Below are 14528 nucleotides of genomic sequence, written 5' to 3' on the forward strand. Positions count from 1 at the left end.
GTCAGAGTGCGTCCGGGCCGCGCTCGCCGGTCCGGACCCGGACCGCCGTGTCGACCGGTACGGACCACACCTTGCCGTCACCGATCTTGCCTGTACGGGCCGCCTTCACGACGACGTCGATGAGCTGTTCGGCGTCGTCGTCCTCGACCAGCACCTCGATGCGGATCTTGGGGACGAGGTCGACCGTGTACTCGGCGCCGCGGTACACCTCGGTGTGTCCCCGCTGCCGACCGTAGCCGCTCGCCTCGGTGACCGTCAGTCCGTGGACCCCGAAGGCCTGGAGCGCCTCTTTGATCTCGTCGAGCCGGTGAGGCTTCACGACGGCGGTGATGAGCTTCATGCGTCCACCTTCTTGGCGTCCGTGTCGGCCGGGGCGGGCACGGCGGTCCGGACGGCGCCGCCGCCGGCGCCGCTGAAGTCGTATGCGGTCTCGGCGTGCTCGGCCTGGTCGATGCCGGCGATCTCCTCGTCCTCGGTGACCCGCATGCCCATGGTCCTGTCGATGAGGAAGGCGAGGATCGCGGAGACGACCAGGGAGTAGCCGAGGACGGCGAACACGCCGGCGCACTGCTTCCAGAACTGGGTCAGGCCGCCGCCGTAGAAGAGGCCCTCGACCGTCGACTGGCCCTTGCCGCTGGCGAAGAGGCCGATCAGCAGGGAGCCGATGACACCGCCGACGAGGTGGACACCGACGACGTCCAGGGAGTCGTCGTAGCCGAACTTGTACTTCAGGCCCACGGCCATGGCGCACAGGACACCGGCGATGGCACCGACCGCGATGGCGCCGAGCGGGGAGACCGCTCCGCCGGAGGGGGTGATGGCGACCAGACCGGCGACCGCGCCGGAGGCGGCGCCCAGTGTGGTGAACGCGCCGTGCCGGATCTTCTCGTAGACGAGCCAAGCCAGCATGGCGGCCGCGGTGGCGACCTGCGTGTTGACGAACATCAGCGCGCCGACGCCGTCGTCGTTGCCGAGCCACGAGCCGGCGTTGAATCCGAACCAGCCGAACCACAGCAGACCGGAGCCGAGCATCACCAGCGGAAGGCTGTGCGGGCGCATCGGGTCCTTCTTGAAGCCGACGCGCTTGCCGATGACCAGGATCACGCCGAGCGCCGCGGCGCCCGCGTTGATGTGGACTGCCGTTCCACCGGCGAAGTCGATCACACCGAGGTCGAAGGCCCAGCCGCCGGTGCCCCACACCCAGTGGGCTACCGGGAAGTAGACGAGCGTGGCCCACAGAGTGATGAAGAGCGACCACGCGCCGAACTTCACGCGGTCCGCGAGAGCACCGCTTATCAGCGCGGGCGTGATGATCGCGAACATGAGCTGGAAGACCATGAAGACGAACACCGGGATGGTGTAGCCGGGCCACAGCTCCGTCAGGCCGATGTTGCTCAGGCCGACCCAGTCCGAGGTCCAGCCGATGAACGATCCCTTGTCCGTGCCGAAGGCGAGGGAGAAGCCGTACAGCACCCACAGGATGGTGATGATCCCCATGCTGATGAAGCTCATCATCAGCATGTTGAGGGTGCTCTTGACGCGGACCATGCCTCCGTAGAAGAAGGCGAGGCCGGGCGTCATGATGAGCACCAGGGCGGAACAGATGAGCATGAACCCTGTGTTGGCGGCAGAGAGCTTGGGTGCCTCTGCGGCAAGGGTGATGGCTGGTGCCATCGGCGTCTCCTCGTCGTTGGTACGGCCCCGTGCGGGCGAAGCCTGAGTGGGTCGTGAGGGGTGGGCCGGTTATGCGCCATGAGATTGACGCAGCGCGGTTTCCGTCGACGCCCCTCGATGTTTCGCGCCCGTGACGAAGGCGCTCCGTGTGTTACACGTTCATGAACTGCCCCATTGCGGTCGAAGCGATCGTTATCGTGACGCAATCCCCGGCAGGGCGCTCACGGCGTCCGGGGCGGGAGCAGCCGTGGGGAACGTCCCGCCCGCGGCCGGCCGCTTTCGCGGGAGCGGCGCGGGCCGGGGCCGCACACAGCGGAACCGGCCACGGCGGGCCGTCCGATGACCTGGCATGGGGGAGCCGAGTCGGTCAGTTCGGGACGGCCGGCCGCAGCCGGGGTTCTGGGCGGGGCCGCCGCGGCGGCCGGGGGTCAGACCGCCTCGGCGGTCTCGGGCAGGTCGACGGCGAGCTGGTCGGTGAGGTCGATGATCTCGGCGAGATCCCCGAACTCGCGTACCGCGGTGTCGACCGTCTTTCGGATACGAGTGTTGACGCGCTCGGAGCGCACTTTCTTGCCGATCCTGAGGGCTTCCTTGGCCAGGACCGCACTCTGCTCGGGCTCGCGCTGGAGAAGGTGCACGGTGGCCATGCCGATGAGGTTGAGCGCGTACGACCGCTGGTGCTCGGAGTCCTTGCCGAAACGGTCGACCGCCTGCTGCATCAGGGGCTCGGCCATGGAGGCGTACGTGGGGCTGCGTCCGGCGACGTAGGCGAGATCGCGGTAGGAGTGCGAGTTCTCGCCGTACAGCTCGGCCCGGGAGAAGAAGCGGATCCAGTCGGGGTCCGGCTCGTCCCACTCGTGCACGTCGGCGAAGGTGTCCTCGGCCATGCGCACGGCCCGCTTGCACTTTCCGGGCTGGCCCATGTTGGCGTAGGAGCGGGCCTCCATCGCATACAGCATCGACTGGGTGCGCGGGCCGGCGCAGTCCCGGCTGCCGTACTGGGCGAGGTGGATCAGCTCCAGCGCGTCGTCGGGCCGCCCGAGGTGGATCATCTGACGGCTCATGCTGGAGAGGATGTACGAGCCGAGCGGCTTGTCGCCCGCCTCCTTCGAGGCGTGCAGCGCGAGCACGAAGTACTTCTGGGCGGTGGGCTGGAGGCCCACGTCGTAGCTCATCCAGCCCGCCAGCTCGGCCAGTTCGGCGGCGACCTTGAACAGCCGCTTCTGGGTGGCGGCGGGCTGCGGCTCCTGGAGGAGGTCCGTCACCTCGTGCAGCTGGCCGACGACGGCCTTGCGGCGCAGTCCGCCGCCGCACTTCGCGTCCCACTGACGGAACATCACGGTGGTTGATTCCAGGAGGTCGAGCTCCGGCTGGGAGAGCCTGCCGCCGCGGCGCGTCGAGGCCGGCGGCTCGGTCGCCTCGTACTGCCCCCCGGGCGTGGGGACGAGCCAGCGCTGCATGGGCTCGATGAGCGCCGGGCCCGCGGCGAGGCCCAGCGAACTGCCGAGGAAGCCGCGCCGCGCCAGCATCAGGTCGCTGCGCGAGTACTCACTGATCAGGGCGACGGTCTGGGGGCCGGTCCACGGCAGGTCGACGCCGGACACGGAGGGTGCCTGGTGGGCCGTGCGCAGACCGAGGTCCTCCACCGCGACGACACAGCCGAACCGCTCGGAGAACAGCTCCGACAGGATCCGCGGAATGGGCTCGCGCGGGTTCTCCCCGTCCAGCCAGCGGCGCACCCGCGAGGTGTCCGTCGAAATGTGGTTGGCCCCCAACTGGCGGGCCCTGCGGTTCACCTGGCGCGCCAGCTCGCCCTTCGACCAGCCACTGCGCACGAACCACGAGCCGAGCAGCTCGTTGGGGCGCTTGTCAGCGTTCGTCCCGCCTCCGCCGTTGCCGCCCACTGGAACGCCCCCACTCCCCGAGACCACTTGTCGCCGCTCTGCGCCAAGCCCTATCAGAATGCCCGTAAACGCGGCCGCGCGTCCGGTAGTTGTCACCCTTCGAACGGGAACCCGGCTTGCCCTTGGCATACTCACGAGTAAACAAGCCCAAGGGCTCGTGCACACAAAGTAATCCTACGATCACGCGTCCGGCCATGGCGATCGATGAATCGCCACCATTCGCCACCCCTTCGAATGAACTCCAGTCGCCCTGCTCGCGATTCACTTGACACGGAACGACCGAGGGTGGGCGAAGAGGCGCACTCCAGGGCGCGTCGAGCCGGGCGCACCACCCCATGCACGACAAGGCGCCGCCTGGATCGCGCGATACCGGGCAGCCAGGAACAGAGGGTGACAATCCGGTTCCGTCACGTAACCACGGGCGCATCGAACCCGTTGGAGGGGGCATGGGCTTCACGATCGGCAGTAGTCGGGCGATGCGCGACATCCGGACCGGTGCTCGTCGCCGCGGCCGCTCGTCGGAGGGCACCGCCGTCGCCGCGTTCACCGGACTGTGGGGATGGGACGTGGTCCCGGGTGCCCGAGCCGCCGCGGGGGCGTGCTCGTGCGGCCGGGCCGACTGCCCGGCTCCGGGCGCGCATCCCCTCTCCTTCGCCCCGACGATCCCGGCGGGCACGACACTGGACGAGGCGACCGGCCTCTGGGCCGGCTTCCCGGGGGCCGCGGTGATGCTGCCGGTCGGCCGGGCTTTCGACGTGATCGAGGTGGCCGAGCCTGCGGGGCGCCGCGCACTCGTCCGGCTGGAGCGCATGGGGCTGCCGCTCGGTCCCGTCACGGCCACCGCGGACGGCCGCGCCCATTTCTTCGTCTCCCCCGGTTCCGCCGCCGAACTTCCCGAGCTGCTCTACCGCATGGGCTGGGACGACGCCTCCCTCGACCTGCACGGCCTCGGCCCTGGCACGTTCATCACCGCCCCGCCCTCCGACCGCGGGGGGCTCGGCCCGGTCCGCTGGCTGCGCTCCCCCGTCCTCGACTCCGCCACGAAGCCGCCGCCGGCCAGGCTGCTGCTGGGCACGCTCGCCTACGTGGCGCACCGTTCACGGGCCTGAGCCACCGGCACACGCCGTACACGACGAAGCGCCCGTCCCCCCGGCAGTGCCGCGGGGGCGGGCGCTTCTTCGTTCACCTACGCGTTCACGCGGGTGGTCAGTCGCCGATAAGGGCGTCAACGAACGCCTCCGGCTCGAACGGCGCCAGGTCGTCCGCGCCCTCGCCGAGCCCGACGAGCTTGACCGGGACGCCCAGCTCGCGCTGCACCGCGATGACGATGCCGCCCTTCGCCGTGCCGTCGAGCTTGGTCAGCACGATGCCGGTGATCTCCACGACCTCGGCGAACACACGCGCCTGCACCAGACCGTTCTGGCCGGTGGTCGCGTCGAGGACGAGCAGCACCTCGTCGAGCGGGGCGTGCTTCTCCACGACGCGCTTGACCTTGCCGAGCTCGTCCATGAGGCCGGTCTTGGTGTGGAGCCGGCCCGCCGTGTCGATGAGGACGACGTCCGCGCCCTCCTCGATGCCTTCCTTGACCGCGTCGAACGCGATCGAGGCGGGGTCGCCGCCCTCGGGGCCGCGGACGGTACGGGCGCCCACGCGGTCGCCCCAGGTCTGGAGCTGGTCGGCCGCGGCGGCACGGAAGGTGTCGGCCGCGCCGAGCACGACGTTCTTGCCGTCGGCGACGAGCACGCGCGCGAGCTTGCCTGTGGTGGTGGTCTTGCCGGTGCCGTTGACTCCGACGACCATCACGATGCCCGGGGTGTCGAGGTTCGAGTCCGTCTTGACCTCGCGGTCGAACTCCGGGACGAGCAGCTGGACAAGCTCCTCGCGCAGCAGGCCGCGCAGCTCGTCCGGCGTGCGCGTGCCGAGGACCTTCACGCGCTCGCGCAGCCGCTCGACCAGTTCCTGGGTGGGCTGCACACCGACGTCGGCGACGAGCAGTGTGTCCTCGATCTCCTCCCAGGTGTCGTCGTCGAGGTGCTCGCGCGAGAGCAGCGTGAGCAGCCCCTTGCCGAGCGCGTTCTGCGAGCGGGAGAGCCGGGTGCGCAGGCGCACCAGCCGGCCGGCGGTCGGCTCCGGGATCTCGATCTGGGGGGCGGCCGGAGGTTCCTCGACGACGACCGACGGGGCGGCCGAGCCGTCGGGGAGATCCACCTCCTCCAGGGTGCGGCGCGGTTCGTCGCGCGGCGTCTCGGCCTCGTCGCCGACGTGCGGTTCGGCCGGAGGGGCGGTGATGTCGGGGGCGGCGGGGGGCGGCGGGGGCAGCTGCTTCCGCTTGCGACTGCCGACGACGAGCCCACCGAGTGCGCCGATCACCACCACGGCGATGACTACAGCAAGGATGATGGTTTCCATAACGGGTCCAGTATGCGTGAGCCCCGGCTCGCGGGCCGCTGTCCGCGCGCGCTGCGCGCCCCCACGGGGGCCCACCGCCCCGCCGACCGGACACGCTCCGCCGGAAGCCCTGGAAAGCCGAGTCGTGACGCACCCGGCACCACCTTCGCGTCCAGGGCGTGGGCGGGGGTGCGCGCGAGGTGGTGCCGGTCCCTGTGTGCCCGGCACCGCCTTCGCGTCCAGGGCATGGGCGAAGGTGAGCGCGGACTCGTCCGGCCCGCGCCCGCCCCGCACTGCCTTCGCGTCCGGAGCGAGGGCGCGCGAGTCGTCCGGACCCTGTGTGCCCGGGACTGTCTTCGCGTCCGGGGCATGACGGTGCGCGCGCTGTCGTCCGGTCCGTGCGCGCCGGGTGATGCCCGTCGTGGCGCCACGCACGAACCGCGGGACGCCCGGCCCGGCGTTTCGTGGCACCTGTCACGCCTCTGGCTGTCTGACGCTCCGTCAGCTACCGTCCCTCTCCACACACGAAGGGGGACTCCCCATGCCCGTGACGGTCGTGCGCTTCAACCTCGTCGAACCCGACGCCACCCCCGCCTCGCTCAGCGCCCGCTACCGGGCCGCCGTCGAGATGGCCACGTACGCCGACGACCGCGGGATCACCACGGTGCAGACGGAGGAACACCACGGCGTCGCCAACAACTGGCTGCCCTCGCCCTTCGCGTTCGCGGGCGCCGTCTTCGGAGCGACCCGGCGTGTGGCGGTCACCGTCTCGGCGGTCATCGGCCCGCTGCACGACCCGCTGCGTCTCGCCGAGGACATCGCCGTGCTCGACCTGCTCAGCGGCGGCCGCCTGGTGACGGTGGCCGGCATCGGCTACCGGCCCGAGGAGTACGCGCAGTTCGACGTGGACTGGAAGCGGCGCGGCAAGCTCCAGGACGAGCTCCTGGAGACGGTGCTGAAGGCGTGGACCGGCGAGGAGTTCACCTACCGGGGCCGCACGGTACGGGTCACCCCGCGTCCGTTCTCCGACCCGCACCCCCTGCTGCTGGTGGGCGGCTCCTCCAGGGCCGCGGCCCGGCGCGCCGCCCGGCTCGGGCTGCCCTTCTTCCCGAGCGCGCACCTGCCCGAGCTGGAGGCCTATTACAAGGAGCGGCTCATCGAGTACGGCACCGAGGGCTGGACCATGATGCCCGGCGCCGAGACGCCACTGCTGCACATCGCCGAGGACCCGGACCGGGCCTGGGCCGAGTACGGCCGCCACTTCCTGCACGAGGCGCGGACGTACGCCTCCTGGCAGTCCGGCGAGATCCGCTCCGCGGTGAAGTCGGCGGCCACGACGGTCGGGGAGCTGCGGGCCGAGGGCGTCTACCGCGTCCTCACCCCCGACCAGTGCGTGGAGCAGGGCCTGGACAACCTGGTCCTGCATCCGCTGTCCGGCGGGATGCCCCTGGACGAGGGCTGGCGGAGCCTCCATCTGTTCTGCGAAAGCGTGCTGCCCCGGCTCGCGTGACCTGACGGTCCGAGCCGGGGCAGTACGCCCTCTTCACGAGTACGAGGAGAGGGGCAGCGGGGACTTGGCCCTTCTCCTCGAGTCAGGGGGAGTCACCGGCGGCCGTGGGGAGCCACCGGTGACAAGGGCGGTCAGCCCATCTCCTCCAGCGCCTTGCCCTTCGTCTCCTTGACGAACTTGAGGACGAAGGGGATGGAGAGCACGGCGAAGCAGGTGTAGATCACATAGGTCGCGGAGAGGTTCCAGTCGGCCAGCGACGGGAAGCTCGCGGTGATGGCCCAGTTGGCCATCCACTGCGCGGAGGCGGCGACACCGAGCGCGGCCGCCCGGATGTGGTTCGGGAACATCTCGCCGAGGAACACCCAGACCACGACACCCCAGGAGAGGGCGAAGAAGAGGACGAAGACATGGGCGGCGACCAGGGCGACCCAGCCCTGGGTGGCCGGCAGCTTGCCGTCGACCAGGTCGTAGGAGAAGGCCCAGGCCTCCAGGCCGAGACCGATGGCCATACCCACCGAGCCGATGAGGGCGAGCGGCTTACGGCCGACACGGTCCACGAAGATCATGGCGATCACGGTGCCGATGATGTTGATGATCGACGTCGTGAACGAGTAGAAGAACGAGTCCGTCGGGTCGACGCCGACCGACTGCCACAGCGTCGAGGAGTAGTAGAACGCGACGTTGATGCCGACGAACTGCTGGAAGACCGAGAGGCCGATACCGACCCAGACGATCGGCAGGAAGAGGAAACCGCCGCCGAGCAGGTCCTTGAAGGTCGACTTGTGCTCGCGCTTCATGGCGGTCTCGATCTCGACGACCCGGGCGTCCAGGTCGATCTTGTCGCCCTCGACCTCCTTGAGCACCTCGCGGGCCTGGCCCCTGCGGCCGACCTCGAGCAGGAAGCGCGGGGACTCGGGAATGGCGAAGGACAGCAGACCGTAGAGGACGGCCGGGACGACCATGACGCCGAGCATGACCTGCCAGGCTTCCAGGCCGAACACTGTACCCCGCTGGTCACCGTCGGCGGCCTGGAGGATGGCGTAGTTGACGAGCTGCGAGATGGCGATGCCGACGACGATCGCGGCCTGCTGGAACGAGCCGAGCCGGCCGCGGTACGCGGGCGGGGAGACCTCGGCGATGTAGGCGGGGCCGATGACGGAGGCCATACCGATGGCGAATCCGCCGATGATGCGCCAGAAGGCGAGGTCCCACAGCGCGAAGGGCAGTGCCGAGCCGACGGCGCTGATGGTGAAGAGACTCGCGGAGATCTGCATGCAGCGGATGCGTCCGATGCGGTCGGCCATGCGGCCGGCGGCCGCGGCGCCGATGGCACAGCCGATCAGTGCGATGGCGATGACCTGGGCCAGGGCCGCGGAGCCGATGTTGTAACGGTCGCGGATGGCCTCGACCGCGCCATTGATCACAGCGCTGTCGTAGCCGAACAGGAAGCCGCCCATCGCGGCCGCCGCCGCGATGAAGATGACATGCCCGAGATGCTCGGGAGGAGCCGGCCTGGCTCCTGGCACAGGTGCCTGCGATGCGCTGGTCACGTAAGACTCCTCGGGCCACCGGCCTCGCTGCCGGGGGTGGGGGGCGAAAGCCTTCGATGGTGGTTACCAGTGGCGCACAGGTTCACGCGGGCCACCACCTGAAGGTAAAAGCAACGTCGCAGAGACTATGCCTTCAAGTTTCGAAGTCAAACTTGGGGTAGTTGTGAATTTCTCCCGGTTCTAGTGACGCAGTTGTGTTCAAGACTTGAACATCAAGTGCACTGAATGGACCAACGAGAGCTGTCGGGCGCGCTCGGCCGCGGTCTCGTTCCGCCCGGTGAGAACCGCGGAATGCGCAGCACGGCGGCGTGCCCGCGGCCCGGCCGTTCGGGCGTTCGGGCGATCTGGCCCGCCGAAATCGCCGTTCGGTCGGCGGCCGCGAGGGCTGTTCCGTCGGGGGCGTACGGGGCGAGGCGAGCGGGGTGTGACGCTCCGCACACGGTGGGTCCGGACGGAGGGTGGGAGAGGCGCGGTCCAGGGCGTGTTCGCGTTGCCCGCGGCGGCCCGAGCGACGAGGATCCGGTCATGCCGCAGACCACGGTCGTCAACCTCAAGGGTCACCGCGACGATCCCGCGTACGCCGATGTGGTGTATGTCGGCCGCGCCATGCACCGGGGCGGCTGGCATCTGGCCGGCTCCCCGCTGGCGAGCCCGTTCCGCCCGGGTCACGACGGCACCCGGGAGGAGGTCGTCGAGATGTACCGCGCCTATCTGCTGGGGCGCCCGGAGCTGCTGGCCCGGCTCCCGGCCCTGCGCGGCCACCGCCTCGGCTGCTGGTGCGTCCCCGAGCGCTGCCACGCCGAGGTGCTCGCCGAACTCGCGGACGAGGGCGTGGGCGCGGACCTTCCGGAGCCGGACGAGTAGCCGGACTCATAGCCGAACCCGGAGCCGGACTCATAGCCGAACCCGGACCCGGACTCATAGCCGGACCCGGACCCGGAGCCGAACGCATGGGCGGACACGAAGCCTTGGGCGTCGCCCCGGGCTCCGTCGGCCGATGACCCGGATGGCCGTGAGCGGGGCAGAGCCGGCCGGAGAACTCCCGGCGCGGATGCGGGTGCGGGTCCGGGTGCGGGTCCGGGTGCGGGTCCGGGTGCGGGTCCGGGTGCGGATGCGAGTCCCGATCCCGGTCCGGTTCCGGATGCGGATGCAGGGCCGGGGGTGGGTTCGGGTGGCGGTCAGCGCAGGCGCTGGCTGATGACCTTGGAGACGCCGTCGCCCTGCATGGAGACGCCGTACAGCGCGTCGGCGACCTCCATCGTGCGCTTCTGGTGCGTGATCACGATCAGCTGGGAGGCCTCCTGGAGCTCCTGCATGATCATGATCAGCCGCTGGAGGTTGGTGTCGTCCAGCGCCGCCTCGACCTCGTCCATCACATAGAAGGGGCTGGGGCGCGCCTTGAAGATCGACACGAGGAGCGCGACGGCGGTCAGCGACCGCTCGCCGCCGGAGAGCAGACTGAGCCGCTTGACCTTCTTGCCCGGAGGCCTCGCCTCCACGTCGACCCCCGTGGTGAGCATGTTGTCGGGGTCGGTCAGGATGAGCCGCCCGTCCCCGCCCGGGAACAGCCGGCTGAAGACGCCCTCGAACTCCCGGGCGGTGTCCCGGTACGCCTCGGTGAAGACCTGCTCGACGCGCTCGTCGACCTCCTTCACCACCTGGAGAAGGTCGGTGCGCGTCTTCTTGAGGTCCTCCAGCTGCTCGCTGAGGAACTTGTGGCGTTCCTCCAGCGCGGCGAACTCCTCCAGGGCCAGCGGATTGACCTTGCCGAGCTGCTGGTACGCCCGTTCGGCCGACTTGAGCCGCTTCTCCTGCTCGGCGCGGTGGAACCGGCGGGGCTGGTTGCGCGGGTGCTCGGGGTCCTCGGGCAGTTCCTCGCCCTCGGCGGGCAGCGACGGCGGTACGAGCTGGTCGGGGCCGTAGTCGGCGACGAGTCCCGCCGGCTCGACGCCGAGTTCGTCCAGCGCCTTCGCCTCCAGTTGCTCTATGCGCATCCGCTTCTCGGCGCCGAGGACCTCGCCCCGGTGCACCGAGTCGGTGAGCTTGTCCAGCTCCGCCTTGAGATCGCGGCCCTGGCCGCGCGCGGTCACGAGCTCCTGCTCACGACGGGCCTTGGCGGTGTCGGCGGCGGTGCGCTCCTCCTCGGCACGGGCCAGCGAGATCTCGACGTGCGCGAGCAGCTGCCGGGCGCCGGAGGCGACGGCCGAAGCGACGGCCGCCTCGTGGCGCAGCCGGGCGCGCCGTTGTTCGGCACGCGCGCGTGCCTCGCGTTCGGCCCGGGCGGCGCGGTCCAGCGAGTCGGCCCGTCCGGCGAGTCCCTTCACCCGCTCCTCGTGCGTACGGACCTGGAGGCGGGCCTCCATCTCCGTCTGCCGCGCGTTGGCACCGTCCGCGGCGAGCCGGTCCCGTACCGAGGTGTCGGGTTCCTCCTCGACCGGCATCTCCTCGGCCACGGCGAGCCGTTCGGCGAGTTCCTCCGCCTCGGCCATGGCCCGGTCGAGCGCTTCCTGCGCGCGGGCGGCGGCCGCGGTGCCGCGCTCCGCCTCGCCAGCGGCGCCCCGCGCCTGCCCGGCGAGGCGTCCGAGCTGCTGCGCGACGGACGACTTCTCCCGCTCGGCGGCCCGTCGCCGCTCCCCCAACTCCTCGACGAGCGCGGCCCGTTCTCCGCGCAGCTCGGTGGCCAGTCGCTGCGCCTCGGCCAACTCATCGCAGCGCACGGCCAGTTCCTCGATCTCGGCCGTCGCCTCGTCCACGGCCGCCTGCACCTCGAGCAGGCTGGGCGCCCCGGCGGACCCGCCGTGCGCGAAGTGCGCCCCGAGCAGGTCGCCCTCGGCGGTCACCGCGGTGAGTCCTGGGCGTGCGTAGACCAGGTCCTCGGCGTCCTCCAGGGTGCCGACGACGACGATCCCGCGCAGCAGCCGCCGTACGGCGGGCATCAGCTCGGTGGGACCCCGGACGAGATCGGCGGCGTACGACGGTCCGTCGCCGCCTTCCCCGTCCGGGCCGTGGTCCTGAAGGCGTACGCCGGTGGAGGCGCCGTTCGCCGGTGCGCTGCCGGTATCGGTGCCGGTGCCGGGTTCCTCGGGTGCTCCGGCGAGCAGCAGGGCCGCGCGGCCCGCGTCCTGCTTGCGCAGCAGACGGATGGCCTCCGCGGCCGAGGCGGGGGTGGTGACCGCGACGGCGTCGGCGGCCACGCCGAACGCGGCGGCGAGCGCGACCTCGAAACCAGGGGTGACCGACAGCAGTCCGGCGGCGGGGCCGAGTACTCCGGTGAGCCGGTCCGTGGCGCCGAGCAGCACTCCCGTGCCGTCCTTGCGCCGCAGGCCGAGGGCGAGTGCGTCGCGGCGGGCCTGGGTGGCGGCCCGTCGTCGTTCGGCGGCGGTGGCTCCCTCGCGGGCGGCGCCGAGCGCGGCCTCCGCGTCGGACAGGGCCCGCCTGGCCGCCTCGTGCTGCTCGGCGAGGTCGGCGTCGCCCGCGTCGAGTCCGTCGACCTCGGCCTTCAGCTGCTCGTACTCCTCCTGGGCCGCGACCGCGCGCTCCCGGGCCTCGTCGCGGGTGGCGGCGAGCCGGTCGATCTCGGCCTGTGCGGAGGCGGCGCGTGAACGGGCGGCGTTGACCTGGCCACCCAGGCGGGCGAGGCCCTCGCGGCGGTCGGCGATGGCGCGGGCCACGTCCTTGAGCCGGCGCTCCTCGACCGCCAGTTCGCGTTCCAGTTCGGCGCGGTGCGCGACCGTGTCCTCGAGGGCCCGTTCGGCCGCCTCCAGGGCCGCTTCGAGCTCGGCCTCCTGCTCGCGGACGCGGGCGGCCTCGCGCTCCATGTCCTCGGGGTCGCGCCCGCGCCGCTCCTCGGCTGGAACCGAGGTGGCGCTCTTGACCCGCGCGTCGGCCAGTGAGACCGTGCCGCGCACCCGCTCCGCGAGCTGGGAGAGTTCGTACCAGGTCTGCTGTGCGCGCTGGAGACGCGGCGTCAGCTGCCGTACCTCGTCCTCCAGCAGGGCCTCGCGCTGGAGCGCCTTCCTGAGCTCGGCCTCGGCGGTGTCCTTGCGGTCCTTGAGCGCGGCCTCGTCGGCGATCTCGGACCGGAGCGCCCCGCGCAGACGTACGAGATCGTCGGCGAGGAGGCGCAGCCGGGCGTCGCGCAGGTCGGCCTGGATGACGGCGGCGCGGCGGGCCACGGCGGCCTGCCGGCCGAGCGGCGCGAGCTGGCGCCGCAGTTCGTCGGTGAGGTCCTGGACGCGGGCGAGGTTCGCCTGCATGGCGTCCAGCTTCCGCAGCGCCTTCTCCTTGCGCTTGCGGTGCTTGAGGACGCCGGCCGCCTCCTCGATGAAGGCGCGCCGGCCCATCGGGTCGGCGTGCAGGACGGAGTCGAGCTGGCCCTGGCCGACGATGACGTGCATCTCACGGCCGATGCCGGAGTCGGACAACAGCTCCTGGATGTCGAGCAGTCGGCAGGTGTCGCCGTTGATCTGGTACTCGCTGCCGCCGTTGCGGAACATGATCCGCGTGATGGTGACCTCGGCGTACTCGATGGGCAGCGCCCCGTCGGAGTTGTCGATGGTCAGGGAGACCTCGGCACGGCCGAGCGGCGGACGCCCGGTGGTGCCGGCGAAGATGACGTCCTCCATCTTGCCGCCGCGCAGCGACTTGGCGCCCTGCTCGCCCATGACCCAGCTGAGCGCGTCCACGACGTTGGACTTGCCCGAGCCGTTGGGGCCCACGACACAGGTGATGCCCGGCTCGAACCGCAGCGTGGTCGCGGAGGCGAACGACTTGAACCCGCGCAGGGTCAGGGCCTTGAGGTGCACGCCGCTGGACTCTACCTTTCGGGCCGGTCTCACTCCATGAACGCGCGGTTTCGCCCATGAACACGCAGGGCACACCAGACGTTGAAGAGGGGGGGAAGGGTGCTCGGGGGAAAGAAAGAAGGGACGCCGGAGGGCGTCCCTTGCAAATCTGACAACTTAGCGGTTGATTCGGGCTGCCCAACCACTGCTGTCATGGTGCGGTGCAGTGATCAGGTGAGCGCAGGCTCCGCCTGGGGTACGTCGATGCTCTCGAGAAGCGAGTCGTGAGAAGCGGCAGCCGCGAGCGCGTCGTTCTCGGCCTGGATCCGTACAAGCTCGGATTCGAGGTCCTGGACGCGTTGCTGGAGCCGTCGCATCTCGGCAATGAGTCGCGGGTCGGAACCGCCGACGTAACCGAGAAGCGCCTTTGCCATGATGGATGGTCCTCCACACTGAGTGACCGACCGAAGCGGTGTGGGTCGTGAGGGAATCGCACCCGCGATGCTTGACACTGCTGATGTCCTGCTGCCGTTCCACATGCCAAACAGCTAGGGTGCGCGGGGCTTTCAGCGTCTCACCAAAAAGTTTGACGGTCAACACGATCACGCCCCGTATCGGCGGGCAACCCACTGTCGCGCGGCTTGTGAAACGGCGGCACTGCGACTCCGGTAGGACCCTCGGGGCGTCGGGATCATCGTTATCTCGGGAGCCTGCCACT

Annotated in this window: 10 protein-coding genes; 3 read left to right on the plus strand and 7 right to left on the minus strand. The window is 70.7% G+C overall.

Features of this window, described 5'->3' with window-relative positions; all coding sequences use genetic code 11:
* Window position 1: 1 nt before the first annotated feature.
* From ABZV42_RS25050 to ABZV42_RS25060, 3 genes are all read right to left on the minus strand, one after another.
* Entirely contained in the window at window positions 2-340 is a 339-nt protein-coding gene (locus ABZV42_RS25050; protein WP_142192909.1) for a P-II family nitrogen regulator, read from the minus strand.
* The gene (locus ABZV42_RS25055) at window positions 337-1674 is read right to left on the minus strand and encodes an ammonium transporter (RefSeq protein ID WP_355986621.1); all 1338 of its coding nucleotides are present in this window, start codon (window positions 1672-1674) and stop codon (window positions 337-339) included. Before ABZV42_RS25055 ends, ABZV42_RS25050 begins: the two co-directional genes overlap by 4 nt.
* Before the next feature lie 428 nt (window positions 1675-2102).
* Complete coding sequence (locus ABZV42_RS25060; protein ID WP_355986623.1) at window positions 2103-3578, minus strand: hypothetical protein; 1476 nt, start codon at window positions 3576-3578, stop codon at window positions 2103-2105.
* Window positions 3579-4024: 446 nt separating this feature from the next.
* On the opposite strand from ABZV42_RS25060, the gene ABZV42_RS25065 reads away from it, so the two are divergent.
* Window positions 4025-4687, plus strand: coding sequence for a bifunctional DNA primase/polymerase (locus ABZV42_RS25065; protein WP_355986625.1), 663 nt, complete (start codon window positions 4025-4027; stop codon window positions 4685-4687).
* A gap of 97 nt (window positions 4688-4784) precedes the next feature.
* On the opposite strand, the gene ftsY is transcribed toward ABZV42_RS25065, so the two are convergent.
* Window positions 4785-5987, minus strand: coding sequence for a signal recognition particle-docking protein FtsY (gene ftsY / locus ABZV42_RS25070; protein ID WP_355986628.1), 1203 nt, complete (start codon window positions 5985-5987; stop codon window positions 4785-4787).
* Between the two features lie 520 nt (window positions 5988-6507).
* Here ftsY and ABZV42_RS25075 point away from each other — a divergent pair.
* On the plus strand, window positions 6508-7476 hold the full coding sequence (locus ABZV42_RS25075) for an LLM class flavin-dependent oxidoreductase (protein ID WP_355986630.1): 969 nt from the start codon (window positions 6508-6510) through the stop codon (window positions 7474-7476).
* A gap of 131 nt (window positions 7477-7607) precedes the next feature.
* Here the strand turns inward: ABZV42_RS25075 and ABZV42_RS25080 are convergent, their stop codons facing one another.
* The gene (locus ABZV42_RS25080; protein ID WP_356053625.1) at window positions 7608-9026 is read right to left on the minus strand and encodes a sugar porter family MFS transporter; all 1419 of its coding nucleotides are present in this window, start codon (window positions 9024-9026) and stop codon (window positions 7608-7610) included.
* A 525-nt stretch (window positions 9027-9551) separates the two neighbouring features.
* Here ABZV42_RS25080 and ABZV42_RS25085 point away from each other — a divergent pair.
* The gene (locus ABZV42_RS25085) at window positions 9552-9890 is read left to right on the plus strand and encodes a DUF4326 domain-containing protein (RefSeq protein ID WP_355986634.1); all 339 of its coding nucleotides are present in this window, start codon (window positions 9552-9554) and stop codon (window positions 9888-9890) included.
* 314 nt (window positions 9891-10204) lie between these two features.
* On the opposite strand, the gene smc is transcribed toward ABZV42_RS25085, so the two are convergent.
* On the minus strand, window positions 10205-13831 hold the full coding sequence (gene smc / locus ABZV42_RS25090) for a chromosome segregation protein SMC (protein WP_355986636.1): 3627 nt from the start codon (window positions 13829-13831) through the stop codon (window positions 10205-10207).
* A gap of 209 nt (window positions 13832-14040) precedes the next feature.
* The gene (locus ABZV42_RS25095) at window positions 14041-14244 is read right to left on the minus strand and encodes a hypothetical protein (protein ID WP_028802434.1); all 204 of its coding nucleotides are present in this window, start codon (window positions 14242-14244) and stop codon (window positions 14041-14043) included.
* Window positions 14245-14528: the final 284 nt, after the last annotated feature.

The organism is Streptomyces sp. NPDC005281 (genome assembly GCF_040607495.1).
Classification (GTDB): domain Bacteria; phylum Actinomycetota; class Actinomycetes; order Streptomycetales; family Streptomycetaceae; genus Streptomyces.